The following is a 24,294-nucleotide window of genomic DNA, read 5'->3' as shown; positions in this document are numbered from 1 at the left end:
CGGGCTGCCGTAGCGGTCGTTCATGTAGCCGAGGCCCCACTTGATCTGGGTGGCCGGGTTGGTCGCCCAGTCCGCGCCGGCGGAGGACATCTTGGAGCCGGGCAGCGCCTGCATCAGACCGTAGGCGTCCGAGGTGGGGTTGTCCGCCCGGTAGTTCCAGCTGGACTCGTGGTCCACGATGGTGCTGAAGCACTGGAACTGGTCCGCGGGGACGATCTGGCGTGCCATCGCCTGGATCTCCGCGACGCTGTACGAGGACTGCGTCGGGAAGCTGGAAGCGTCACGCGTGGCGGAACGGCTGGCAGCCTTCAGGGCGTCCTTCCGCTCCTTCGCCTCCTGCTCGGCCTTCTCCGCGGCCTTCTGCTTGGCGACGGCGTCCTTGGCGGCCTGCTTGCGCGCAGACTCCTCGGCGTCCTTCTTGGCGGTCGCGTCGGCCGCGATGGCCTGCGAGTCGGCCTGCTGAGTCAGGGATGCGGTCTGCACCTGCGCCTGCGCACCCGCGGGTATGTCCGCGAGAAGCGTCGCGCCTGCTGCCGTTGCCTCCGCGTCGTCGCTCGAGGACGCGGTGCTGCCCGAGGCAACACCGGTGACAGCGCCGACAGCGGTGACCGCGGTGGCCGAGGCCACTGCGAATCCCCGGACCGAAATCCGGCTCACACGGTTTCCTTCCAGCATCGCCCGCTACAGGTGACCCTCGCGGACGCAATCGTGCCCTTGGCGCTGGCCTCCCAACTGCGGGGTCACGGGAGGCACGGGCCCGATGGGCAACTCCCATGACGGGAGCGCCGCGTGGTGCTCGGGCGGCATACGACGGCTTTATGGAGTTCTGATACTTCTGTGGTGCCGTACCGCTGGGGGCACAGGTGTGTCGTATGCGGGGCCTGACAGGAGTGAGACTCTGCCGCACCCCGACGCCGGAGGGCAATTCTGTGCCGGGTGTGAAAGCTCACACCTTGTTTGCCCCAGGAGTTTTCCGGAAACGAGCACACGCCAAGACGCCGCCCGGCTAGGCTCTTCAGCCTTTGCCGGACGGCGTCAATTACCGTGTAGCCACCACCCGTTGGACAGATGCCACAGGTGGTGGCAGGTGGGATCAGATGTGCCCGTCCTCCAGCATTTCGGTCACAAGTGCCGCAATCTGGGAGCGCTCGGACCTGGTGAGTGTGACGTGCGCGAAGAGCGGATGGCCCTTCAGCTTCTCCACGACGGCCACGACTCCGTCGTACCGGCCGACCCTGAGGTTGTCCCGCTGGGCCACGTCATGGGTCAGGATCACCCGTGAATTCGCGCCGATTCGGGACAGAACGGTCAACAGAACGTTCCGTTCCAGGGATTGGGCCTCGTCCACGATCACGAACGCGTCGTGGAGGGAGCGCCCGCGGATGTGCGTGAGCGGCAGGACCTCCAGCATGCCGCGTGCGGTGACCTCTTCGATGACTTCGCGGCTGGTGACCGCGGAGAGCGTGTCGAAGACCGCCTGCGCCCAGGGGCCCATCTTCTCGGACTCGGAGCCGGGCAGATAGCCGAGCTCCTGCCCGCCGACCGCGTAGAGCGGACGGAAGACCATCACCTTCTGATGCTGGCGCCGCTCCAGCACGGCCTCCAGGCCCGCGCACAGGGCGAGCGCCGACTTTCCGGTGCCGGCCCGGCCGCCCATCGAGACGATCCCGACGTCCGGGTCGAGCAGCAGATCCAGCGCGATGCGCTGCTCGGCGCTGCGGCCCTTGATGCCGAAGGCCTCCCGATCACCCCGTACGAGCCGGACGTTGCCCTCGGACGTCACGCGTCCCAGGGCCTTGCCGCGCTCGGACTGGATCATCAGGCCCGTATGGACCGGGAAGTCGGACGCCTCCGGGACGTACAGGGTCTCCTGGTCGAAGAGGAGGTCCACCTGCTCTCCGGAGAGCGTCAGTTCGGACATTCCGGTCCAGCCGGAGGAGCCCGTGATGGCGAGCTCCGCGCGGTACTCCTCGGCGAGAAGCCCGACCGAGGAGGCCTTGATCCTGAGCGGCAGGTCCTTCGACACGACTGTGACGTCGAACCCCTCGGCCTGCAGATTGCGGGCGACCGCGAGGATGCGGGAGTCGTTGTCCCCCAGGCGATAGCCGCTGGGCAGCACGCTGGGGTCCGAGTGATTGAGCTCGACACGTACGGTCCCGCCCAGTTCCCCGGTGGGGATGGGGGCATCGAGACGGCCGTACTTCACTCGGTAGTCGTCCAGCAGGCGCAGGGCCTGCCGGGCGAAGTAGCCGAGTTCGGGATGGTGCCGCTTGGCCTCCAATTCCGTGACCACGACGATCGGAAGCACTACTTCATGCTCGTCGAAGCGGTTCATGGCGTGCGGGTCGGCCAGCAGGACGCTGGTGTCGAGAACATAGGTGCGCCGGTCTGGCATACGGCGCTTTGTGCTGGTCACCACGGAAGGACGTACCCCCTCGGATGAGGTCGGGGAGCGACGGAGGAGAGCTGGACCGGTGTCCGGCCGCGATGCACGGGCCGACTACCGGCCCTCTCCGCTTCGTCCGTACTGACCGCACGGTCGGGCTGGTGCAAAGGGCCTCCCGGGCGGACGGCCCCGTGCCGTCCGCTGAGATACGACACCCGTGGTTCGGGTGTCGACCTGCAAGGCTTATGCCCTCGAACGCGCGATGCCATGCCAAAGCCGATGACGGCGCGTTCGTTAACACCAGATGACGTACGTCCCTGAAGGCGCCCCCTGCAGGGTTCGGCCGCGCCCCGAAGGGGCGCGGGGAACTGCGCGGTCAGCCACGACGGGCCCGCGGGCGGCACACCGGATCACAGCGGAGCGTCTAGCCTCCGTAGCGCCTGTGTCGCGCCGCGTAGTCGCGCATGGCGCGCAGGAAGTCGACCTTGCGGAAGGCCGGCCAGAAGACCTCACAGAAGTAGTACTCGGAGTGGGCCGTCTGCCAGAGCATGAACCCGGACAGCCGCTGCTCACCGCTCGTACGGATCACGAGGTCGGGGTCGGGCTGGTCGCTGGTGTAGAGGTGCTTGCCGATCATGTCGATGTCGACTCTGTCGGCGAGCTCCTCCATCGAGGTGCCCTTCTCGGCGTGGTCGAGGATCATCGAGCGCACGGCGTCGGCGATCTCCTGGCGGCCTCCGTAGCCGATGGCGCAGTTCACGAGTATTCCGTCGACGTGCGCGGTGGACTCCTCGGCCTCCTTCAGGACGGTCTGCATCCGGGAGGGCAGGATGTCCGGCGTGCCGACGTGGTGCACGCGCCAGCGGCCGTCGGCGGCGAGCGACCTCACTACGTTCTCGATGATGTCGAGCAGCGGTCCGAGTTCTTCCTCGGGGCGGTCGAAGTTGTCCGTGGACAACAGCCAGAGGGTGACGACCTCGACGTCGGTCTCGGAGCACCAGCCGAGGAACTCCTCGATCTTGTCGGCCCCGGCCCGGTGCCCCTGGGCCGCGGTGCTGCCCGCCGCCTTCGCCCAGCGCCGGTTGCCGTCCACGATGACGCCGATGTGCTTGGGCACCTGGTCGTGGTCAAGGTGGCCTTCCACCCTGCGTGCATAGACCCTGACCAGCAAGCGGCGCAGGTTGTCCCGCAGGTTCACGTTTTCGTCAGCCTCTCCGTGCAGATAACGGCCCCCGAGCGCGACACCATACCGCTGCTGAAGCGCCGCTCCCCCTTGGGGTGCAAGGCCTTCTTCTCTCCGGGCGGCAGGGGCGGGGGCGTGCCGTGCGGGACGCCGGCACCACCGACAGCACCGGCGACGCACCGCCGACAGCAACTGCCACGCATCCACGCCGGGACGGCGACGGCATCGGCGACAGCACCTCAGGGGCGTACGCCGGGCGCGTACGAGCGCACAAAAAACGGGCCGGTCCGTGGGGGGGAGACGGACCGGCCCGAGGGGGGGTTTCCACCATAACCCTTCGTAAGTGATGCTGCGTGCATCGGCGTGCCACAACTACTCTCCGCAGTCGCCCGACAACGCCCGGGTGGGTGCGGAAGCGTTCATTCAAGGGCGGAACGTGGCCGAATCACAGCGGATTCCAAGGCGGTGGAGGCGAATCCGGAGGGAACCAGGGGGTTTCCGAGCGGTTCTGGGGCACTGGGCCATCCGCCTCGGACGTACGCCCCAAGGGTGAAGCGCTCAGGAACGTCCACTTGACGCCAAGGATGATTTCGCGGCCGTGGCGGCTTCGCGACTCCGGCCGGATCGGAGCCCCGGCACGGGATTCCCGAACGCGCCCCCCGGCACGTCCTCGGCTCTGTCGGCAGGGCACCGCGCGGCCCCCTCCTCCGCGCGGTACCGTCCCGCGCAGCTTTGCTCACGCGAATTACCTTGCTTCGAATTTACGTGAGCCGGAGAGGTGCGACGGACCATCCGGGGTAACGATGTGGAAACTCTGTGAGCGTTTCCGGGATTTTCGTGAGGGGCCTCACCCGGGCTGCGCGGCGACCGGCGGCTCTTTGCTCAGGCCTGGGTGTTTACGGGCGACAATTTCCTTCATGTGCAGATCACCCCATTCGCCCAGCGGCAGGAGCGCGGTGTTCAGTGCCTTGCCCAGCTCGGTGAGCGAGTACTCCACGCGGGGCGGCACCTCGCCGTACACCTCCCGGTGCACCACTCCGTCGGCCTCCAGCTCGCGCAGCTGCTGGCTCAGCACCTTCTCGCTGATTCCCGGGGAGTGCCCGCCCCCGATGTTCCGGCGCAGCTCCCCGAAGCGCAGGGTGCCGCCCACGTGCAGCTCCCAGAGGATCATCGGCTTCCATTTGCCGCCCACGACGTCCACGGCCGCGTCCAGGCCACAGCTGTAGGGCCCCTTGCCCTTCGACATGGTCGACTCCTCCCAAGACCGGGGCAGCGGACAGGATCTGACCTAGTTCCCGTCTAGCGTCGCCGCCATGACATCGAGGATCACATGGGACGAGGCGAGCGCGCGGCGCTATGAGCGGCAGCTGCTGGGGACGCCCGCGCCGGCGGGCACGCCTGTCGCCGAGGTCGTCTCCACGCTGCTCGCCACGCACGCGCAGGTCCTGTCGGCGGCCGAGCTCTCCGTGGGCCTGCGGCTCGACGGCGCCACCCGCCAGGACGTGCGCGCGGCGCTCTGGGACGACCGGAGTCTGGTGAAGACGTACGGGCCGCGCGGCACGATCCATCTCCTCGCCGCCGCCGAGCTCCCCTTCTGGAGCGCCGCGCTGACCGCCGTGCCGAGCGGTGCGGGCGCCCCGCCGGGCGTGCGGATGACGCCCGGGCAGGAGGAGCAGGTCGTCGCCGCGATCGGCGACGCCCTCGACGGGCGGCAGCTGACCATCGACGAGCTGTCCGAGGAGGTCGTGGCCCGCACCGGCCCCTGGGCCGGGGACCTGGTGATGGAGGCGTTCCAGGGCAAGTGGCCGCGCTGGCGTCAGGTCATGCACCGCGCGGGCCAGTCGGGCGCGCTGTGCTTCGCCCCCAACCGCGGCCGCAAGGCCACCTACACCCGCCCGCCGCACTTCGACCCGCTCCCCGCGGCCGAGGCGCTCGCCACGCTCGTACGCCATTATTTGCACGCGTACGGTCCCGCGACGCCGCAGCACTTCGCCAAGTGGGCCGCCGCGCCCCGGGGTTGGGCCGCCGACCTCTTCGCCTCGCTGGCCTCCTCGGGCGGGATCGAGGAGGTCGACTTCGAGGGGGCGCCGGCGTGGGTGGTGGCGGGCGACACGGAGTTCCCCACGGAGTCCGTACGCGGAGTGCGGCTGCTCCCCTACTTCGACGCGTACGCCATCGCCGCCCAGCCCCGCGAGCGGATGTTCCCCGGCGCGGCCTACGAGCGGGCTCTGGCGGGCGGGCAGGCGGGGAACTTCCCGGTGCTGCTCGTCGACGGCGTGGTCGCCGGGGTCTGGCATCAGCGGCGGCAGGGGAAGCGGACGACGGTGACGGTGGAGCCGCTGGGCCGGCTGACCCGGGCGCGGGAGCGGGAGCTGCGGGACCAGGTGAAGCGGGTCGGTGAAGTGCTGGAGGCCGAGCCGGAGTTGGTGGTGGGGAAGGTGACGGCGGGCCCGCACGCGTAACCGGCGGACGTCAACTCGGCTCGTCCCTGGGGGACTTGTTCGCGCCACGCGCTCCACGGCTTGCGCCGCGCACTCTACGGCCGGCGGGCCTCGATGAGGTGGCGGGAGCTGTGGGCCACGAACGGGCCGTCGGCCACGATCCGCTCGTGCAGGTCCAGGAGCCGGGTCCGGTACTGGTCCACGGTGAAGCCGGGCACCATCCACACCACCTTCCTGAGGAAGTGCACGACGGCCCCGATGTCGTGGAACTCCATCCGCAGCCGCTCCGCGCGCAGATCGACGATCTCAAGACCGGCCGCCTCGGCTCCGGCGCGCTCGCGGTCCGGATGGCGGGCGTTGCGGTTGGCCTCCGGCTGCGGGCCCAGGAAGTACTCGACGAGTTCGTACGCGCTACTGGGGCCCACGTGCTGGGCGAAGTAGGTGCCGCCGGGGACGAGGACGCGGGCGATTTCCGTCCAGTGCGCCGTCACCGGGTGCCTGCTCACGACGAGGTCGAACGCCGCGTCGCCGAACGGCAGCGGGGCGTCCTCCGGCGAGGTGACGACCACCGCGCCGCGCGGGTGGAGCAGGGCGGTGGCCTTGGCGACGTTCGGCGGCCAGCCCTCGGTGGCGACGGTCAGCCGCGGCAACTCCCGCGCCGACGCGAGCACTTCGCCCCCGCCGGTCTGGATGTCGAGAGCGGCCTCCGCCGCGGCCAGGCGCTCCCCCATCGCCCGCGCGTATCCCCAGGACGGCCGCTCCTCGGTGGCCCGCCCCTCGAACCACGAGAAGTCCCAGCCCTCGGTGGGAGCGGCTTCGCCTTCGGCGACGAGTTCTTCGAAGGCGGGGGTGGAGGCGGAGGAGGCGTTCGGGCTCATCGGGCGATGGTGGCAGGCGGGGTTCGTGTGCCGCGACCGAATTCCGGGCTGTACGTGCCGGGGTGCCCACGGATGTGCGTGGGCGGTTTCGCTCATGCCGAGGGAGTCCGGCAACGGGCACCGACAGTCGGCCCCGGCACTCGGCCCGGCATGAGCGACGACGGCTCGGGTCCGTTACGGGACGAGGGGGCGTACGTCCTCGGCGGTGAAGCGCAGGAAGCCCTCGGGGTCCGGTTCGTCGGCGGTCGGCTGGAGGATCACGGTGTCGGCGCCTGCGTCCGCGAGGCGGCCGACGGCCTCGGCGACCGCTTTCGCGTCCCCGGCGACCCCGAGGTCCGGAACCGACGCCACGCCGTCCGCCTCCAGCTCGGCGCGGAGGCGGGCCGCGGCGTCCGGGCCGGTGGCGGTGAGGAGGTAGACGACGACCTCGTGCGTGCCGTCGCGGGAGGCCGACTTCCGCCCCTCGTCGATGAGTCGGCGCGCCTTGCGTACGCCCTCCGGGGACGTACCGGAGGTGAGGATGGTGCCGTCCGCGAACTCGCCGGAGAGCCGGAGCGTACGCGGGCCGGTGGCTCCCGCGAGGATCTCCACCGGTGTCTGCGGGGGCCAGTCGAGGGCGACGTCGTCGAGCTTCACGTACCGCCCGTCCGTGGTCACCCGCTCGCCCCGCAGCAGCGCCCGCAACGCCACGAGGTACTCACGCAGCAGCGTCACGGGCGACTCGGCCCGCGCCCCGACCTGCCCCATCCAGTCCTGTACGCCGTGACCGACGCCCACGATCGCCCGGCCCGGGAAGAGCCGGTGCAGGGTGGCGGTCTCCATCGCCGTCACGGCCACGTTCCGCAACGGCACGGGCAACAGCCCCACTCCCACCCGCAGCCGTTCCGACCAGGCCAGCGCCGCCCCCGCCGCGGAGATCCCCCCTTCCAGAAAACAGTCCTCCCACAACCACAACTCCTCCAGCCCCGCGCCCTCCGCCGTACGGACCATCGCGCGCAGACGTTCTGGGGGCAGCTGAGGCCGGAACACGGCACCTAGTGCAGTCATGGGGCCTTCCTACCCGGGTGCGGGGCCTAATTCTCGCCCTTCGGGAACGTCACCTCCACGCGGCGGTTCTTTCGCCGGCCCTGTTCCGAGGTGTTGTCGGCGATCGGGTAGTCCTCGCTGTAGCCGCGTACCGCGAAGGTGACGTTCGTGTCGCCGAGGGCGGAGGCGAGTTCCTCGTGGACGACTTCGGCGCGGTTCTTGGAGAGGGTCAGGCCGTGGGCGTACGAGCCGAGGTTGTCGGTGAAGCCGAAGACGCGGACGTTCGTGGCGTTCTGGGCCTTGATCTCGTCCGCGATCGCCTGGATGCGGGACCGTGCCTCGGGGTTGAGCTTCGAGCTGTCCTTCGGGAAGAGGACCTCCGCCTGGAGCGCGAACGTCACGTCCTCGTTGGTGTCCACGCGGCGTTCCTCGCCGCCGAGGTCCTCGACGACCGACTTGATGTCCAGCACGCGCGCGGGCGCGAGCGTGGCGCCGTCGGCGAGCTTCAGCCCCGGGCTGTTCGCGTCCACTTCAGGAGGTGGGGAACTGCTCACGCTGCCGGGCGGGGCACTCGGGTCCTCGTCGTCCGCCTGGGCCGGGGTGAGTGGTGTCAGGAAGACGAGCGTGGTGAGGGCGGTGAAGGTGATCGCGGTGGTGCGGAGGGTGAGGGACATGGTCACTCGCCCTCGGAGAGTTCGACGGCGGCGGGGGGCATGGAGCCGACCTGGAAGGAGACCTTGGTGGTGTCCTCGGGTGGGGCGGGGAACTGGGCGAACCACTCCGCCGTTTCTCCCGATTTCACGCCGCCGACGAATCGCGTGCAGAGGCAGCGGCCCTCGGTGTCACGAAGGATGAGGTACTTCTTCTTGCCGGTCTGATCCACCAAGCTCGCGCCGGCGACGGATGAGGCGTTCTGGCGCAACTCGTTCTCGTCACCGCGCCAGTCCGCCGCGACCCAGAGCCTCGAACCGCCGTTGGTAACCGTGCCGGACACGGTCACGAAGCCCCCGCTGTCACGCACTGCCGACGTGATGGCGAGTGAGATGTCGCCCTGCTTGGACTCTGCGAGCACCTTGGTCTCGCCTGGTGCCTGCGACTCCTTGTCCTTGCCATCGTCGTCGTTCGTGGTGGAGGAAGACGATGATGCGGTCTTGTCGGGCTTGTCATCGTCGCCGCCCCCACCGCAGCCGGCCACCGTGAGGACCAACCCAGTCGTGATCGCCACCGCGGTCAGTACCGTGCGGCCCTTCATGGTGCGCCGAATGTTCATTGGTACGGCTTCCTTTCACTCGGCCAGTTGCACAGAGAACAGCACGGACGCGTCGGGAAGGTCGTCCAAATCGAAATCTTCGGGGTCGATGTCCACGAGATCGCCGTCGCAGTCGAGCGTGACGAGCTCCGCGGGATCGGCGTCCGCGGGAAAATCACACCGCGGTTCGATGACGGCCGTGGCATCCGCGTTGGCATGCCTGGTCTCCGTGCCCGGGATGATCGAGTCTCCGACCGTGTAGTTCGTCTGGATCTCCACCTCGTAACCGAGGTTCCCGGCCACGGTCGCGCCTGCGAATCCCGTGACGGCAGCGTCGTTCTCGGCGGCCAACGCGTCGGCCGCGGCAGCGGCTTCGCCGCCTTCCAGCTCATCGGGGTCGAGCCAGTCCAGCCAGTTGGGGTCGCCGCCGACGGCCTCCCCCAGGTCCTCCACCAGGTCGTCCCGGGCGCTCTGTGCGGCAGCCAACGCAGCGGCGTCCGCCGCGGATTGAGCTCCGTTCCGGGCGGACGCCGCTTGAGCGAACGCGAAGAACGCGAACGCGGCGAAGAGCAGAATCCCCGTCAGCCAGATATAGATGGGGAGAGTCGACCCTCGGTCACTGCGAAAGCCAAGTGGGCTCAGCCGCCCCCTACTACGTCCGCGACCGCATCGCCGATCGCTCCTGAGATCTGGCCGTCCAGCCCCAGCCCGTCGATCAGCGTGAAGATCCCGGCAATGAGAATCATCAAGCCCGCATACTCGACGAATCCGGCGCCCCGATCGCGATCCCGCCCGCGCATCCGGTCGGAGACGGTCCGCGCCCAGGTCTCCAACGCCCGCTCCACGCCTACCGTTGCCCTCAGCGTCCAGCCCTTCGCCATCACGTCCCCTTCCTTCCCACCCAGAACCACTACCTTCCCGCGCACCGTACGTGAGAACACGCCTACTCCGGGTGGGTCCAGGGGCCCAACTTCCCGAGTTCGGAGTCACCGGTTCCACCCCCCTTGGGCCGTGCCCAGCCAGTGGGCGATCGCTTCGCTGCGCGTTGAACTGTGCAGCTTTGCGAAGATGCGATTGATGTGGTTCTTTACGGTCTTCTCGCTGATGAAGCACGTGGCGGCGATCTGCCGGTTGTTCATGCCGGCCGCGATGAGATCCATGACCTCCACCTCCCGTGAACTCAGCCCGAATTCCAGTGGGTTGCCGCCGCGGCGGTGGAGCCTCGCCGCGGAGGCGGGTCGAGCCTTCGACGACTGTGCCACAACCGATTGCAGATGCGAAGAGTTTTCGTTCGGTTCGTACGAAACACCGAGTGAATCCGACACGGCGGCGGCCTCGGCGGCGGAGGCCGTGAAGGTGGCTCTTCCGTCACTCAAGTTGCGGACGGCGGTGATCAGTTCGTCCGCGGTGAACTCGCCGTGCACGAGGTAACCGGCGGCTCCCAGGCGCAACGCCCGTGCCACCACCTCGGGTTCACGGCTGTACGTCAGCATCATCACGGGAGCCAGCCCGGCCAGCGAAGGCAGTGCCGTGAGGCCGTCCGTGCCCGGCATGCGGACGTCGAGCAGGATCACGTCGGGGCGGTGGCGGGTCGCGGCCGTGAGCGCCTCCGCACCGTTCGACGCCTGGGCCGTGACCCGGATGTCAGGGTGGGCGTCGAGCAGGGCCGCCAGGCCCGCCCGGACGACGGGGTTGTCGTCGGCCACGAGCACTCGTAGGGGCGGGCCGGGAAGTGCCTGGTCAGGCATGTGCGGCCTCCTCTTGAGGAGTGTGTGAGGGGGATACCGGCAGGGCGGTGACCAGCGGAAGGTCGACCTTGACCTCCGTGCCTCCCTGCTCGGCTCGGTGCAGCTGGAGGCCCGCGCCCATCGAGGCCGCGCGCTCCAGCATGCCCAGCAGACCGAAGTGGCCGGATTTCGCCAGGTGTTGTACGTCATCGAGGGATACGGACGTGCCTGTTCCGTCGTCCCGCACGGTCAGGTGGAGGGCGGAGGGCGAGGCCTGGAGGGTCACGTCCACCCGGGTCGCCCCCGTCGCATGTCGGTGTGTGTTCTCCAGCGCCTCCGAGAGGATCGCCAGGAGGTGGCGGGACGCCTCGGGCGGGAGTACGAGCGTGGGGGGCGCCTGGTGGTCGACGCTCGCCCTGATGCCCGTGCGGGATGTGAAGTCCGCCGCCCTCGTCGTCAGTTCCGTCCCGAGGTCCATCGGTGGCGTCGACATCGCCGTGTGGTGGCGGAGGTCCGTCAGGAGGTCGCGGGACTCCGCCGCCGCTCGACGGGCCGCGCCAGCCACCGCCGTGGCCTGGGACTTGAGGGCGCGGGGGTCCGTGTCGTGGTCGGCGGCGACCGCGAGGGCCTCGGCGGCCAGGGCCAGGCCGTGCAGGGTCTTCGCCACGGAGTCGTGCATCTCCCGGGCGAGGCGGGCCCGTTCGGACTCGACCGCCTCCGCGACGGCCAGCCGGGAGTTGGCCTCGGCGAGGGCCTGGCTGGCCGTGCCGAAGTGGAACATCAGGTTGCGCAGGGTGACCCCGACTATGCCCGCCGCGATGCAGAAGCCGGCGACCAGGAGGGTACTGGCGCCGGCGCCCGGTCGGTGTTCCCAGGCTCTGAACACCGTGAGCAGCACGACGAGTTGGAGCCCCGTGAAGACTCCGGAGCCGCGCCAGCCGTACAGCAGGCCCGCCAGGAGCGGGGTGCAGACGGCCGCGTACGCGAGGGGGGAGGCGGGGGACGCGGTCAGCAGGAGTATCGCGCCGAAGACCAGGTCCACCGCCATGAGGGTGGGGTGGGCCAGGAGGCGGGGGGCGAAGCGGTCCCAGTCCCTGAGCATGGCGTACGAGCCCATGACGCCGAGGACCGCGGCGGCGAGGACGCCGTACCGGGGCGGGCCGTCTGTCGCGTTGGCCGTCGCGAAGGGGGCGCCGATCGCGATCAGGGTGAGCCTGACCGCGAACGCCTGGCGGCAGAGGGCCTGGAGGGCGTTGAGCTGGAGGCGGACGCTGCCGGGCGCTGCCGCGTCGTCTGCGAAGTAGCCTGTGGCCCACGTCCACTTGGCTGAGCCACCGGGGGAAAGGGTTGGTCGTTGGCTCAGCGTCCGTCGTGGCTGGGCGCGCAGTTCCCCGCACCCCTTGGAGGGGCGGCGACTTGCCCAGCGGTGCCTCCACGTCCCCGTCATCTCTCAGCGCCCCAGGATCGAGCCGAAGTTCGAGCCGGAGCCCAGGAACATGCCTGTGGCGATGAGGATCATCGTGGCCGGGAGCATGAAGACCAGGGTGACCATGGTGGCCTTGGGGATCGTCTTGGCGGCCCGGCGGCGGGAGTTCTGGGCGTCGGTGCGGCGCATGTCCGTGGCGAGCTGGATGAGGGTGTCCGCGATCGGGGAACCCAGTTCCTCGCCCTGCTGGAGCGCCGAGACGAACTGGGCGACCTGTTCGGAGGAGTTGCGCTTGCGCAGTTCGTCGAAGGCCTGGCGGCGGCTGACGCCCATGTCCATCTGGCGCAGGGTGATGCGCAGTTCGTCCGCCCACGGGCCCTCGTAGTGGTCCGCGACCCGGTCCAGGGCCTGGCGGAAGCCGAGGCCCGCGGACACCACGACCGCCAGGACGTCCAGGAAGTCCGGGAGGGTGCGGTCGATGACCTCCTTGCGCTCGCGGATGGCCTGCCAGATGAGGGCGTCTGCGGCGAGCAGGCCGAAGGCCAGGGCCATCAGCGAGAAGAGCGGCTGGCCGTTGGTGAGGAAGATCAGGAAGAGCAGGACGCCGAAGACCCCGTACACCGCCCGGCGGGCCGCGTAGCGGTTCAGGGTCAGGCCGCCGGGGTTGCCCGCCATGTCGATGCGGCGGCGCTTGGCGTCGACGCGGCGGGGGCCCATCAGCCGCAGGACGAGCGGGGCGAACCGCATGCCGAGGCGGTCGACGGCCGAGTCGGCCTTCGAGACGCGGGTGGCGCCGACCTCCAGGGCGAGCGCCATGTCGCCGGGGAGCTTGGCCTCCGCGCGGTACATACGGATGCCGAGGAGCATGCCCCCGACGGCGAGGCCGGTCAGTGCGGCAAGGAGCAAGGCCAGCAACGTAATCCCCTCCTCCTCATACTTCGATCTTGCCGAGGCGGCGGATGACGAAGAAGCCGATGGTGTAGAGGCCCATGGCGATGAGCACCAGGGTCTGGCCGAGCGGGGAGCCGGTCACCTTGGCCAGGGCGCCCTCGTTCGAGGAGTTGATCAGGAGGAGGGAGCCGACGCCGAGGAGGGGGACCGTGAAGGCGGTCGCGTTGACCTCGGAGAGCATGGTGCGGACCTCGCGGCGGGTCTCCTTGCGGTCCTCCAGGGTCTGGGTGAGGTTCCGCAGGGAGTTGACGACCGAGCCGCCCGCCTTGTTGGACAGGACGAGGGTCGTGACGAGGACGACCAGTTCGCGGGACGGGAGGCGTTCGGCCAGTTCGCCGAGGGCGTCGTCGACCGAGCGGCCCATGGTCAACTGGTCGGCCACCCGGGCCAGTTCCTCGCCCGCCGGGGCCTCCAGCTCCTCCGCCGCCATCGCCAGGGCCGTGCGCAGGGCGAGTCCGGCCGCAGCCGCGTTGGCCAGCAGGCGGGCCACGTCCGGGAGTTGGTTGATGAAGGCCTCGATGCGCTTCTGGCGCTGCCAGTTGAGGAAGATCGCCGCGCTCCAGACGCCCGCCAGGCCCGCGATGGGGCCGAAGAACGGGGCCAGGGAGGCGGCGGCGATCAGCCAGAGGCCGACGACCACTGCGGCGACGTACGTGAAGAACTCGCCCGCGGTCAGGTCGAGTCCCGTCGCCGAGAGGCGCAGCTGGATCGTGCGGCCGAGGCGGGTGCGGCGCAGCCGGCGGTCGACGGCGGCGAAGCGGCGGGCGCGGCCGGCCGCGGTACGCAGCGGGCCGCCGCCGGAGAGGCGGTCGACGAGGGCCTGGCGCTGGGCGCGGCCCGACGCGTACGTGTGCACGCCCGCGACGGCGAATGTGCCGCACAGGACGGTGCCGCCGAGGGCGAGCAGGGCCTGGTTGTTCACGGCTCGCTCCTCTCATCGGTCTTGTCGGTCTTGTCGTTCCCGGTGGCGGAGGTCGCCCAACAGGGTGTCCGGGCGGTCATCCGATGGCCTGCCTCGTGTTGAGGACGTCGAAGGCCTCCGCGACCCCGAAGGCGGGTGGCAGGGGCTCGTTGGCGACGTACAGCTTCTCGGCGACCGCGCGGGGCAGCGGCAGGTGTTCGAAGTGGCCGTGGACGACGCGGTCGGGGCCCGTCGGGCGGGGCACGAAGCGGGTGACCGGGACGACGCGGAACTGTTCGCGGCCGTGCGAGACGAGCAGGGCGATCTCGGTGACCTTGCGGGAGCCGTCGGCGTGGCGGGTGAGCTGGACGACGACGTCGACCGCGGAGTTGATCTGGTCCTTGAGCGCCTCGAAGGGGATCTGGACCTCGGACATCGAGCCCAGGGTCTGGAGCCTCATCAGGGCGTCCTCGGCGGAGTTCGAGTGGACGGTGGCGAGGGAGCCGTCGTGGCCCGTCGACATGGCCTGGAGCATGTCGAGGGTCTCGCCGCCGCGGACCTCACCGACGATGATGCGGTCGGGGCGCATACGCAGGGAGTTGCGGACCAGGTCGCGGATGGTGATCTGGCCCTTGCCCTCCACGTTCGGCGGGCGGGATTCGAGGCGGATCACATGCTCCTGCTGGAGCTGCAGTTCGGCGGAGTCCTCGATGGTGATGATGCGCTCGTGGGACGGGACCAGGCCGGAGAGCGCGTTGAGGAGCGTGGTCTTGCCGGAGCCCGTACCACCGCTGACGATCACGTTGAAGCGGGCCCGGACGAACGCGGCGAGCAGCATCAGCATCTGCTCGTCGAGCGAACCGAGGCCGATCAGCTCCGGGAGTGTGTACGCGCGGGGGAAGCGGCGGATCGTGAGGGTCGGGCCGGTGAGGGCGAGCGGCGGGATGATGACGTTGACGCGCTCGCCGGTGGGCAGGCGGGCGTCGACCATCGGATTCGACTCGTCCACACGGCGGTTGACCGTGGAGACTATGCGCTCGATGGTCTGCATCAGCTGTTCGTTCGAGGCGAACCGGAGCGGGAGCTGCTCCACGCGGCCGGCCCGCTCCACGAAGATCGAGTCCGGTCCGTTGACCATGATCTCGGTGATCGACGCGTCGGCCAGGAGCGGTTCGAGGACGCCGAGGCCCAGTGCCTCGTCGACGACCCTTCTGATCAGCTGGGAGCGCTCGGCGGACGACAGGACCGGGCCCTCGCGGCTGATGATGTGCCCGAGCACGCGCTCCAGCCGCATCCGCCGCTCGGCTGCCGCGAGGCTCGACATCTCGGCGAGGTCGATCTCTTCGAGCAGCTTGGCACGGTAGACGGCGACGAGGTGGCCGTCCTCGCGGCCTGATCCGCCCTCTTCGGGGGCGGCGATACGGGCCCTGAGGCTCATGTCTTCAACTCCCTTCCGGGGGAGGTCGGTTCGGCACGGGTTCAGTCGTCGTTGTCATTGGGCATCGTGGCGCGTTTGGTCACGGTCCAGCCCTCGCCCACGAACGGGAGGAGGAGCGGGACCTGCACGGTCACGGTGGCGGTGGTCGTGTCCCCGCCCTTGGGTGCGGATACGTTCGCGTCGAGCCAGTCGCTCATGGCGGCCTGGCCGGCCGCCTCGCCCGCCCCGTCCTGCGAGGCGACCCGGGCGGCGGCCCGGGCGCCGGAGCCCGCCTGGTTGGCGGCGTATCCGACGAGGCCCAGCTGAATGGTGGCCATCCCGATGAGCAGCAGGATGGGCAGGAATCCGGCGAACTCCAGCATGGAGACGCCTCGGTCGTCCCGGGCTCTGCGCCAGATCCTGCGGAGCACGCTCATCAGTCGTCCTCCCCTTCCAGGGCCGCGCCCGCCTCGGCCTGGACCTCCCAGCCCGCGTCGAAGCCCGGGAAGAACAGCGGGACCTGGGCGGTGACCGTGGCCCGCATGACCGTGCCGTCCTCACCGCAGTTGATGGTCGCGCCCTGCCAGGAGTCCGGGAGGTGCTCGCTTCCCGCGTCCGCGCAGGCACCGGCGTACGCCCCCGGAGTCACCGAGTTGGCCGCGGTGGCGGCCCGCGCCGCCTCGTCCGCCGCGTTCCCCGCGAGGGAGTACGTGTAGCCGTACAGCACGCACTGCCAGAGGATCGTCATCACGACCAGCAGGATGGGGAACATCCCGGCGAATTCGAGGGTGACCGCTCCTCGGTCGCCGCCCTTGCGGCGCAGGGCCAGGGCTCCCCGGTCCGAGGACGCCTTACGACGCCGGCCGCCGCCACCGCCCTCCTGCTGGACCACCAGATCCAGCTCGCCCGCCAGGGCCCACAGCGCCTGCTTGACCGTGGAACGGGCGTCCAGGTCCTGCATGCGGCCGGCGTCCACCACCGACTGGAGCTCCTTGAAGGCGGCGGGCACCGTGGAACGGGCGACCTTGGTGCCGGTGACGCGTTCGACGAGGGAGGGCTGTATCTCCGTACCGCGGGAGAAGCGGTTGACGACCGTCAGCGTCTCCTCGGCCTTGCGGATCTGGAGGCGGTCCCACATGCGGACCATGCGTTTGGCGGCGCGGACGGCGACCACGTCGGGGGTCACCAACAGCAGGGCCTGGTCGGCCAGTTCGACGGCCGCCGCGTTCGCGGCGTTCAGCTGGGCGCCGCAGTCGACGACCACGACCTCGTAGCGGGAGCGCAGGGCCGCGAGGACCTGGCGGGCCACCCGGTCGGTGATCTCCTCGCCGCGTTCGCCCTCGGCGGGGGCGAGGAGGAGGCCGAGTCCGGTGTCGTGGGTGTAGACGGCGTCCTGGAGCACGCGCGGGTTGATGTCGCTGATCCCGGCGAGGTCGGCGATGGAGCGGCGGAACTGCACGTCCAGGTACGAGGCCACGTCCCCCGACTGGAGGTCCAGGTCGAGCAGGGCCACGGAGCGGCCCGACGCCTGGGCTGCCAGGGCGAGCTGGACCGCGGCGACGGTGGCACCCACGCCGCCCTTCGCGCCGGTGACGGTGACGACCCGGCCGCCCGGTCCGGCGTACAACTCGGGTGTGCCGCTGCCGAGATGGCGCCGCATGCCCATGGACCAGGCGGCGGCTGCGTGGACGCGTTCGGCGAGGGCGTCGTAGCCGAGGGGCAGGCCGATGATGCCGCGGGCGCCGGAGTCCATGGCTGCGGTGAGCACGTTGGTGCTGGTGTCGGCGGTGATGAGGACGACGCCGACGGCCGGGAAGCTCAGCACCAGGTCGCGGATGACGTCGAGCGCCGGGACCGGGCCGATCCGCTCGTGGACGAGGACGACCTCGGGCAGCTCGTCCAGCGACTCGGCGGCGAGGCGGGCCAGGGTGTCCAGCAGGGCCGTGGTGTCCGCGACGGGCGGCGCGGGTTCGGCGTCGGCGAGCTGGCTCAGCAGTGTGCTGAGCGCGCGGGCCGAGTCGATGTCGCCGACGGCGGGGAGGATACGGATGGTCATCGGCCGGTCCCTCGGCCTCGGCCTGGCACGCCGTTCCCTCGGCCTGGCCACGTGGGGGCTGAGCGCATCACGGCCTCCTACTTGTCCTCGTCGAGGGTGTATGTGCGGTCGCCGGGGGCGACGGTGGCGTCGGTGCCGCCCGCGACCAGCGCCAGGCGGACGTGTTCGGCGAACGACTCGGCGTAGGCCACGCGTTGGGCGTCGGCGGTGTCGAGGGCGAAGGTGATCGGGACCGCCTCGTTCGCGGTGCGGCGGCGGTCGTTGCTGGACTGGCCCGGGTCGAGGGCAGTCAGCTTGCCGACGTCGATGACGCGGGCGTTCTCGACGATGACCTTCGACTGGTCCTTGCCGTTGTCGGTCTCGTCCTTGAACGTGGCGTAGATGTTGACCCGAGAGCCCGGGTTGATCTTGCCCGCCACACCGGTCGCCGCGTCGATCAGGATCGCGATCTCCTGCTGGCCGGCCTCCAGCTCGGGCCGGTCCACGATCATGTCCTTCTGGAGCAGCGAGCCCTTCTCCAGCCGGGTGACCGCGATCTTGCCGCGGATCTCGGAGAGACTCGTGACGGCGGTGGACGACAGCCACCGCTCGGGCATCGAGACCTTCTCGAACTGGTCGGACGTCAGCTCCCGGTAGGGCGCGACGTCGTCCTTCAGGCGGTACGCCGCGACCTCGGGGCCGACCTTCGAGTTCACGTCGCGGATCACCGAGAGCACTCCGGCGAAGGCGCCCAGGGCGCACAGTGCCGAGAGGACCAGCAGGATGACGCCGCGGCGCTGGCGTGAATTCATGACGCGGACAACCTCGATCAGGGGGGCGGGGACAGCGGGGTCGAGCGGTTGTGCCTGGTGCTGCGTGTGTCTCGTATCTCGTTCTACGTAGCTCGTTCTACGTGTCTCGTTCAACGTGCCTGTTGTGCACCGTTATTCAGGTGTACGTACATGACTGACGTGGTTTACGAAGCCCCTCGGGGCAGGGCACGTACCGAAGAAGCTGCCCGCACCGTGGCCCTCGGAAGCTCCTGGGGCGGTGGCAAAGGCGCCGCACAGAATCCGCAGCGATCGCCGATGAGTTCGAGACCGCACCAGTGACACTCCTCGCGCCGCACGGACGAGACGAGCTGGTACAGCACGGACACGTCGTAGAGCCCGGTGGCGAACTCGGCGACCTTGCCCGTGCCCCACCAGCGGGTGGACTCGGCGGGCAGGGGCACGGTCGTGACGCCCTGGACGCGCCAGGCGGGCGCGAGTGTCCCGGTGAGCCACTCGGCGGGCAGCTGTCCGGCCGCGACGAGCATCCGGGTCCCGAACTCGGGCCCGGTGAGCTCTTCCTGGCCGACGCGGACCAGTTGGGGCCGCGGATTGGCCAGTACGGCGAACTGGGCGCCCGGCACCCATGACTTGGCGTGCGACTTCAGGGAGACGGGGATGCGGTCCAGCTTGGCGACCGAGCCGAGCAGGGCGCCCGCGTAGATGTAGTGGGCGAGCAGCCGCGCCGAGGAGGCGAGCACGCCGGGGCTGAAGTCGCAGACCGAGAGCTGACGCAACTGCTGGGCGAGCAGGGCGAGTCCGAGCGGCGGCAGGTCCAGGCCCAGCAGCGCGATGCGGTCGCTCTCCAGGACGGAGCGCACGGCGTGCAGCCGCCGGGTGACGTCACCCGGCGTGGAGGCCGGGTACAGCGCGATCACGTATCCGTGCTGCTCGATGAGCGCATGCATCCCGGTGAGGGAGCTTTCGAGGCTTTCGAGGGGCTGGACGGCGGCGGGCGGGGTCTGCCGGTCGTGCGGTGGGAGCACCAGATCGGAACTGGTGACGGCTATCGCGGTCGGCACGCTGCACACCACCCCGTTCACTGCGGCGGGGTGGTCAACCACCGCCTCAGATCGCCCCTGACTTCGCCATCAAACCTTCACGGAAGAACGCGAATTTGTCACTGTGCGCCCTTCTGCAACTGCACCTTATCCACGGCATGGGCCGCTCAACACCGGATCCGCGAGATCACCTCACACAAGGTGCGTAGGTGATCCACACAGAGTGAGGCGCATATGCCTCAACTCGACGGTACGGCAAGGGCGTTGACCTCCGTCAGAGGTCTTGACAACCGGATTGGTCTGGACCACCTTGTACCTCCAGCGGTGGCCACCGTAGTCGTCCCCCACTCTTGACTCCCACTCCCCCACCGGAGGCCCCAGTGGACCGCGTACCAGGCATGCCCAGACGCAGACGGACCTGGGCGGCAGCCCTCGCCACCGCGCTCGCTGCATCCGTACTCTCCCTCGCCGGAGCCGGCCAGGCCTCGGCCGCCGACGTCAACAACACCAAGAACGCCGGCTACGAGTCGGGGCTCTCCAACTGGACCTGCTCGGCGGGCAGCGGCGCCGCCGTCTCCTCCCCCGTGCACGGCGGTGCGTCCGCCCTGAAGGCCACGCCCGCCGGGCAGGACAACGCCCGGTGCAGCCAGACCGTGGCGGTGAAGCCCAACTCGACGTACACGCTGAGCGCGTGGGTGCAGGGCGGGTACGCGTATCTCGGCGCAAGCGGCACGGGTACGACGGACGTGTCGACCTGGACCCCGGACTCCTCCTCCTGGAAGCAGCTGACGACGTCCTTCACGACGGGCTCGTCCACGACGTCCGTGACCGTCTACACGCACGGCTGGTACGGGCAGGCGGCCTACTTCGCCGACGACGTGTCCGTGTTCGGGCCCGACGGGGGCGGAGGCGGCGACCCCGATCCGGTCGTCCCCGCGACGCCCGCCGGTCTGAACGTGGCGTCCACGAGCTCCTCCTCCGTCTCCCTCGCCTGGAACACGGTGTCGGGCGCGACCGGCTACAACGTCTACCGCGCCGGTACGAAGGTCCTCGCGGTGACCGGCACCTCGGCGACGGTCACCGGCCTCGCCGCCTCCACGTCGTACTCCTTCCAGGTCACCGCGACGAACGCGGCCGGTGAGTCGGTGAAGTCGACGGCGGTCACCGGGACGACCAAGGCGAACTCGGGCGGCGGGACCGCGCTGCCCAAGCACGCGGTGACCGGCTACTGGCAGAACTTCAACAACGGCGCGGCCGTCCAGAAGATCTCCGACGTCCAGTCGCAGTACGACATCATCGCGGTGTCCTTCGCCGACGCCACGACGACACCGGGCGCCGTGACCTTCAACCTCGACTCGGCGGGTCTCGGCGGCTACACCGTCGACCAGTTCAAGGCGGACGTCCGGGCCAAGCAGGCCGCGGGCAAGAAGGTGATCATCTCGATCGGCGGCGAGCGCGGCACGATCTCGGTGAACGACTCCGCCTCCGCGACGAACTTCGCCAACTCCGTCTACTCCCTGATGCAGACGTACGGCTTCGACGGCGTCGACATCGACCTGGAGAACGGCATCAACGCCACGTACATGACGCAGGCGCTGCGGTCGCTGTCCTCGAAGGCGGGCTCCTCGCTGATCATCACGATGGCTCCGCAGACGATCGACATGCAGTCGACGTCGAACGGCTACTTCCAGACGGCCCTGAACATCAAGGACATCCTCACGGTCGTCAACATGCAGTACTACAACAGCGGTTCGATGCTCGGCTGCGACGGCAAGGTGTACTCGCAGGGCTCGGTGGACTTCCTCACCGCCCTCGCCTGCATCCAGCTGGAGGGCGGCCTCGCCCCGTCCCAGGTGGGCCTCGGCCTCCCGGCCTCCACCCGGGGCGCGGGCAGCGGCTACGTCTCCCCGACCATCGTGAACAACGCCCTCGACTGCCTCACCAAGGGCACCAACTGCGGCTCCTTCAAGCCCTCCAGGACCTACCCGGACCTGCGCGGCGCGATGACCTGGTCGACGAACTGGGACGCGACGGCCGGCAACGCCTGGTCGAACGCGGTGGGACCGCACGTGCACGGGCTTCCGTAGGGACACCTCGTCACCGGCCCAGCGCCGCCGCCGATCCGGCGGCGGCGCTTCCGCGTGTTCGGCCGGGGCACGGCCGCGGCTAGAAGAACTCCGACCACGGCTGGTCCCAGATCTGCTTCACGCACAGGACGACGAAGAGCAGGCCCGCGATCGTCAGCATGGAGTTGCTCAGGATTCCGTTGCGCCATTCCGCTGGAGTGCGGGAGGAGTTGAGGAGCCAGACCAGGGTGAGGGCGAGGAAGGGGAGGAAGGCGGCGCCCAGGACTCCGTACAGGATGATCAGGCGGAAGGGCTCGCCCTGGAAGAGCAGGACGATGGGCGGGAAGGTCAGCCAGAGGAGGTAGGCGCGGAAGGGCCAGGAGCGCTCGCGGGCGCCGGAGGCCACCTCCTCGCCGGATGTCGTTCCCTCGCCGGATGTCTCCCCCTTGCCGGACGTCGCCTTTCCGGCCGGGGTGGTCTCCCCTTCGGCGGTCGCGCGGCCGGCACGGTCCTTGCGGTAGCGCTCCACGAAGTCCGCGAACATCAGGCTCACGCCGTGCCAGACGCCGATCAGGGACGTGAAGGACGTGGCGAAGAAGCCGATGAGGAAGAACTTGGCGGTCGCCGTGCCGTACTCGTCCTCCAGGATGTCGCCGAGCTGGATCAGGCCCTTGTCGCCGCTCGCGATGGCCACGTTGGAGGAGTGCAGGAGTTCCGCGCCGACGAAGAGCATCGAGATGACGAAGATGCCGGTGGTGATGTACGCGACGCGGTTGTCCAGGCGCATCACCTTCATCCAGCCGGTGTTCGTCCAGCCCTTCGCGTTGACCCAGTAGCCGTACGCGGCGAGCGTGATCGTGCCGCCCACCCCGCCGATCAGGCCGAGCGTGTTGAGGATCGAGTCCTTCTCGTCGGGCAGGACCGGGAGCAGGCCCGCGAAGGCGTCGCCGAGGTTCGGGGTGACGCGGATCGCCAGGTAGACCGTGACGACGAACATCACGCCGACCAGGACGGTCATGACCTTCTCGAAGACCTCGTACTTGTTGAACCAGACGAAGACCAGGCCGACCAGACCGGTCAGGACGGCCCACCATTCGAGGTCCATGACGTCCGGGAAGAGCGCCTGGAGCGGCAGGCCCGACGAGGACATGGCCGCGGCTCCGTAGACGAAGCCCCAGATCACGACGTACACGACGAAGAACCACGACGTCCAGCGGCCCAGACTCGCCCAGCCGTCGAAGAGCGTGCGGCCGGTGGACAGGTGCCAGCGGCCCGCCGCCTCGGCCAGCGAGATCTTGACGAGACAGCCGATGACGGCGGCCCACAGGAGCGTGTAGCCGAAGTTCGAGCCCGCGATGAGCGTGGCGACGAGGTCTCCGGCGCCCACGCCCGTCGCGGCCACCACGATGCCGGGGCCGATGTATTTCCAACTGGACTTGCGGGGAGCGGAGGCGGCCTTCCCCGTCTCTCCCGTGGCCGTGCTTCCAGTGGTGTCCGCGTTCCCAGAGGTGTCAGCCATGCGGATCAAGAAAGCGTAAAGAGAACGGGGGCACAAGAGGGCGTGCGGCGATCGCCACCCGATGTGCACAGGTGAGGAGGGTGCGCACCGAGGAGAAGACGTCCGGGCGGGCCCCGGCGGCAGCGCGTGCCACCGGGGCCCGGGCTGTGGTTCCGGAGGTTGACAACGGTTCGTCCGGAACTCGCGGGGTTCTACGGCTGTCGCCGACCACAGCCGTCGGACCCGCACGTGCCGAGCTCGAACCAGAGGGTCCGGCCCGGCCCGTCCTGGTGGCAGCCCCAGCGCCTCGCGAGCGCATCCACCAGGAACATCCCGCAGCCGCCCACCGCGGTGCCCGCCCGGGGCACCTCCGCGGGGCGGCGGCCCGCCTCGGAGACCTCGCAGCGCAGGACTCCGTGCGCGGCCGAGAGGGTGAGGCGGAGGCGACTCGCCGCGTGTATCAGGGAGTTGGTGACGAGTTCGCTGACGAGGAGCTCCGCCGTGTCGCTCTGTTCCGCGAGGCCCCAGCCCTCCAGCCGCCGCCTGACCTCCGCGCGGGCCTCGGCCGCCGCGACGGGACGGGGGTCGTACACGACACTCGAATGGCCTGCTCCCAACGGTGGTTGGGGGTACCAGCCGTACGCGGCGTCGGGATCCGGAAGATGTCCTCCGGAGAGTTCCAGCATGTCTAAAGGTTCGGCTCCCCACGGCTCGTCGACACGGGGAGGACTACCTGAACACCTACCTGAAAACATGCGTTCGCACCGGTTATGGGGCAGGAGCATGCGGGTGCCTTCGCCGTACGCGCTCGTACGGGAACCATGCGGCCCCGGTGTCCTACGCGTACTGGACCCGGATCAGTGAGCCCTCGCCGGGCTCCGCCTCCCGGATGTCCACGTACGCGCAGACCTGGCGCGTGAACCACAGGCCCTGGCCCGGCGCCGGACCCTCGGCCTGCGGCGGGACGAAGCCCGCGAGCGGGTCGGTGATCCGCTCGGGGACGCGCAGCTCGCAGACACAGGCGGGCGCCTCGCCCCAGAGCAGGACCTCGGGGAGGGATGGGGCGGGGATCAGGGGTGCGTACGGGGTCGCCGCCTCGGTGACCGCCGTCGCGAACAGGTCTCGCGGAGGGTTTCGCGGTCCGGGGCGGTGAGGCGCTCGGCGTCCGGTGGCGGCGGGGGCAGGGGGACCGCGTCCAACTCGTGGACCAGGCGGGCCGGTTGTTCGTACACCGGGGTGTCGGGGTGTGCCCGGCGGGCGGCGTCGACGATGGCGGGGC

23 protein-coding genes and 1 pseudogene are annotated in these 24,294 nt (G+C 69.9%); 2 read left to right on the top strand and 22 right to left on the bottom strand.

Annotated elements, in window-relative coordinates:
- The 4 genes from AOK17_RS23250 to AOK17_RS23235 form a co-directional block, all read right to left on the bottom strand.
- Positions 1–657: aggregation-promoting factor C-terminal-like domain-containing protein (locus AOK17_RS23250; protein WP_055614476.1), on the bottom strand; the 657-nt coding region annotated here is incomplete at its 3' end.
- 436 nt (positions 658–1,093) lie between these two features.
- Positions 1,094–2,419, bottom strand: a complete 1,326-nt coding sequence (gene phoH2 / locus AOK17_RS23245; RefSeq protein WP_055614475.1) for an RNA 5'-3' helicase PhoH2 — start codon at positions 2,417–2,419, stop codon at positions 1,094–1,096.
- A gap of 391 nt (positions 2,420–2,810) precedes the next feature.
- Positions 2,811–3,584 (bottom strand): isoprenyl transferase, encoded by a 774-nt coding sequence (locus AOK17_RS23240; RefSeq protein WP_055614474.1) that lies wholly within the window; start codon positions 3,582–3,584, stop codon positions 2,811–2,813.
- Between the two features lie 832 nt (positions 3,585–4,416).
- Positions 4,417–4,815 carry a winged helix-turn-helix transcriptional regulator gene (locus AOK17_RS23235; protein WP_055614473.1) on the bottom strand — a complete coding sequence of 133 codons (399 nt, stop codon included), beginning with the start codon at positions 4,813–4,815 and terminating at the stop codon, positions 4,417–4,419.
- A 67-nt stretch (positions 4,816–4,882) separates the two neighbouring features.
- On the opposite strand from AOK17_RS23235, the gene AOK17_RS23230 reads away from it, so the two are divergent.
- Entirely contained in the window at positions 4,883–6,031 is a 1,149-nt protein-coding gene (locus AOK17_RS23230; RefSeq protein WP_055614472.1) for a winged helix DNA-binding domain-containing protein, read from the top strand.
- 74 nt (positions 6,032–6,105) lie between these two features.
- Here AOK17_RS23230 and AOK17_RS23225 read toward each other — a convergent pair whose 3' ends face one another.
- The 15 genes from AOK17_RS23225 to AOK17_RS23155 all read right to left on the bottom strand — a co-directional run bounded on the left by AOK17_RS23225 (position 6,106) and on the right by AOK17_RS23155 (position 19,472).
- Positions 6,106–6,888, bottom strand: a complete 783-nt coding sequence (locus tag AOK17_RS23225) for a class I SAM-dependent methyltransferase (RefSeq protein WP_055614471.1) — start codon at positions 6,886–6,888, stop codon at positions 6,106–6,108.
- A gap of 174 nt (positions 6,889–7,062) precedes the next feature.
- Positions 7,063–7,935, bottom strand: a complete 873-nt coding sequence (locus AOK17_RS23220) for an LLM class flavin-dependent oxidoreductase (RefSeq protein ID WP_055614470.1) — start codon at positions 7,933–7,935, stop codon at positions 7,063–7,065.
- A gap of 26 nt (positions 7,936–7,961) precedes the next feature.
- Positions 7,962–8,588 carry an OmpA family protein gene (locus AOK17_RS23215; protein ID WP_079053226.1) on the bottom strand — a complete coding sequence of 209 codons (627 nt, stop codon included), beginning with the start codon at positions 8,586–8,588 and terminating at the stop codon, positions 7,962–7,964.
- Positions 8,589–8,590: 2 nt separating this feature from the next.
- Positions 8,591–9,184 (bottom strand): hypothetical protein, encoded by a 594-nt coding sequence (locus AOK17_RS23210; RefSeq protein ID WP_055614468.1) that lies wholly within the window; start codon positions 9,182–9,184, stop codon positions 8,591–8,593.
- A 15-nt stretch (positions 9,185–9,199) separates the two neighbouring features.
- Entirely contained in the window at positions 9,200–9,748 is a 549-nt protein-coding gene (locus AOK17_RS23205; RefSeq protein ID WP_245697311.1) for a pilus assembly protein TadG-related protein, read from the bottom strand.
- A gap of 53 nt (positions 9,749–9,801) precedes the next feature.
- The gene (locus AOK17_RS23200; RefSeq protein WP_055614480.1) at positions 9,802–10,044 is read right to left on the bottom strand and encodes a hypothetical protein; all 243 of its coding nucleotides are present in this window, start codon (positions 10,042–10,044) and stop codon (positions 9,802–9,804) included.
- Positions 10,045–10,149: 105 nt separating this feature from the next.
- Entirely contained in the window at positions 10,150–10,911 is a 762-nt protein-coding gene (locus tag AOK17_RS23195; protein WP_055614466.1) for a response regulator transcription factor, read from the bottom strand.
- Positions 10,904–12,337 carry a sensor histidine kinase gene (locus tag AOK17_RS23190; protein WP_079053225.1) on the bottom strand — a complete coding sequence of 478 codons (1,434 nt, stop codon included), beginning with the start codon at positions 12,335–12,337 and terminating at the stop codon, positions 10,904–10,906. The genes AOK17_RS23195 and AOK17_RS23190 overlap by 8 nt, the downstream gene beginning before the upstream one ends.
- A gap of 3 nt (positions 12,338–12,340) precedes the next feature.
- Entirely contained in the window at positions 12,341–13,231 is an 891-nt protein-coding gene (locus tag AOK17_RS23185; protein WP_206190811.1) for a DUF5936 domain-containing protein, read from the bottom strand.
- A gap of 16 nt (positions 13,232–13,247) precedes the next feature.
- The gene (locus tag AOK17_RS23180) at positions 13,248–14,189 is read right to left on the bottom strand and encodes a type II secretion system F family protein (protein ID WP_055614465.1); all 942 of its coding nucleotides are present in this window, start codon (positions 14,187–14,189) and stop codon (positions 13,248–13,250) included.
- Between the two features lie 76 nt (positions 14,190–14,265).
- Positions 14,266–15,606, bottom strand: coding sequence for a TadA family conjugal transfer-associated ATPase (locus tag AOK17_RS23175; RefSeq protein ID WP_055614464.1), 1,341 nt, complete (start codon positions 15,604–15,606; stop codon positions 14,266–14,268).
- Positions 15,607–15,647: 41 nt separating this feature from the next.
- Complete coding sequence (locus AOK17_RS23170) at positions 15,648–16,022, bottom strand: TadE/TadG family type IV pilus assembly protein (RefSeq protein ID WP_055614463.1); 375 nt, start codon at positions 16,020–16,022, stop codon at positions 15,648–15,650.
- On the bottom strand, positions 16,022–17,641 hold the full coding sequence (locus AOK17_RS23165; protein WP_055614462.1) for a CpaE/TadZ family protein: 1,620 nt from the start codon (positions 17,639–17,641) through the stop codon (positions 16,022–16,024). Before AOK17_RS23165 ends, AOK17_RS23170 begins: the two co-directional genes overlap by 1 nt.
- Positions 17,642–17,718: 77 nt before the next feature.
- Positions 17,719–18,432: a Flp pilus assembly protein CpaB gene (cpaB, locus tag AOK17_RS23160; RefSeq protein WP_055614461.1), complete on the bottom strand. Its 714-nt coding sequence runs from the start codon at positions 18,430–18,432 to the stop codon at positions 17,719–17,721.
- Between the two features lie 164 nt (positions 18,433–18,596).
- Entirely contained in the window at positions 18,597–19,472 is an 876-nt protein-coding gene (locus AOK17_RS23155; RefSeq protein WP_245697309.1) for a hypothetical protein, read from the bottom strand.
- 377 nt (positions 19,473–19,849) lie between these two features.
- On the opposite strand from AOK17_RS23155, the gene AOK17_RS23150 reads away from it, so the two are divergent.
- The gene (locus AOK17_RS23150) at positions 19,850–21,538 is read left to right on the top strand and encodes a chitinase (protein WP_206190810.1); all 1,689 of its coding nucleotides are present in this window, start codon (positions 19,850–19,852) and stop codon (positions 21,536–21,538) included.
- Between the two features lie 79 nt (positions 21,539–21,617).
- Here the strand turns inward: AOK17_RS23150 and AOK17_RS23145 are convergent, their stop codons facing one another.
- The 3 genes and pseudogenes from AOK17_RS23145 to AOK17_RS51685 form a co-directional block, all read right to left on the bottom strand.
- Entirely contained in the window at positions 21,618–23,036 is a 1,419-nt protein-coding gene (locus AOK17_RS23145) for an Nramp family divalent metal transporter (RefSeq protein WP_055614458.1), read from the bottom strand.
- Positions 23,037–23,227: 191 nt separating this feature from the next.
- Positions 23,228–23,701, bottom strand: coding sequence for an ATP-binding protein (locus AOK17_RS23140; RefSeq protein ID WP_245697306.1), 474 nt, complete (start codon positions 23,699–23,701; stop codon positions 23,228–23,230).
- Between the two features lie 384 nt (positions 23,702–24,085).
- Positions 24,086–24,294: pseudogene (locus tag AOK17_RS51685) on the bottom strand (hypothetical protein); the annotation flags it as partial.

The sequence above is a fragment of the Streptomyces phaeochromogenes genome (genome assembly GCF_001418655.1).
Taxonomy (GTDB): domain Bacteria; phylum Actinomycetota; class Actinomycetes; order Streptomycetales; family Streptomycetaceae; genus Streptomyces; species Streptomyces phaeochromogenes.
This window is presented reverse-complemented; position numbering and strand designations above follow the sequence as displayed.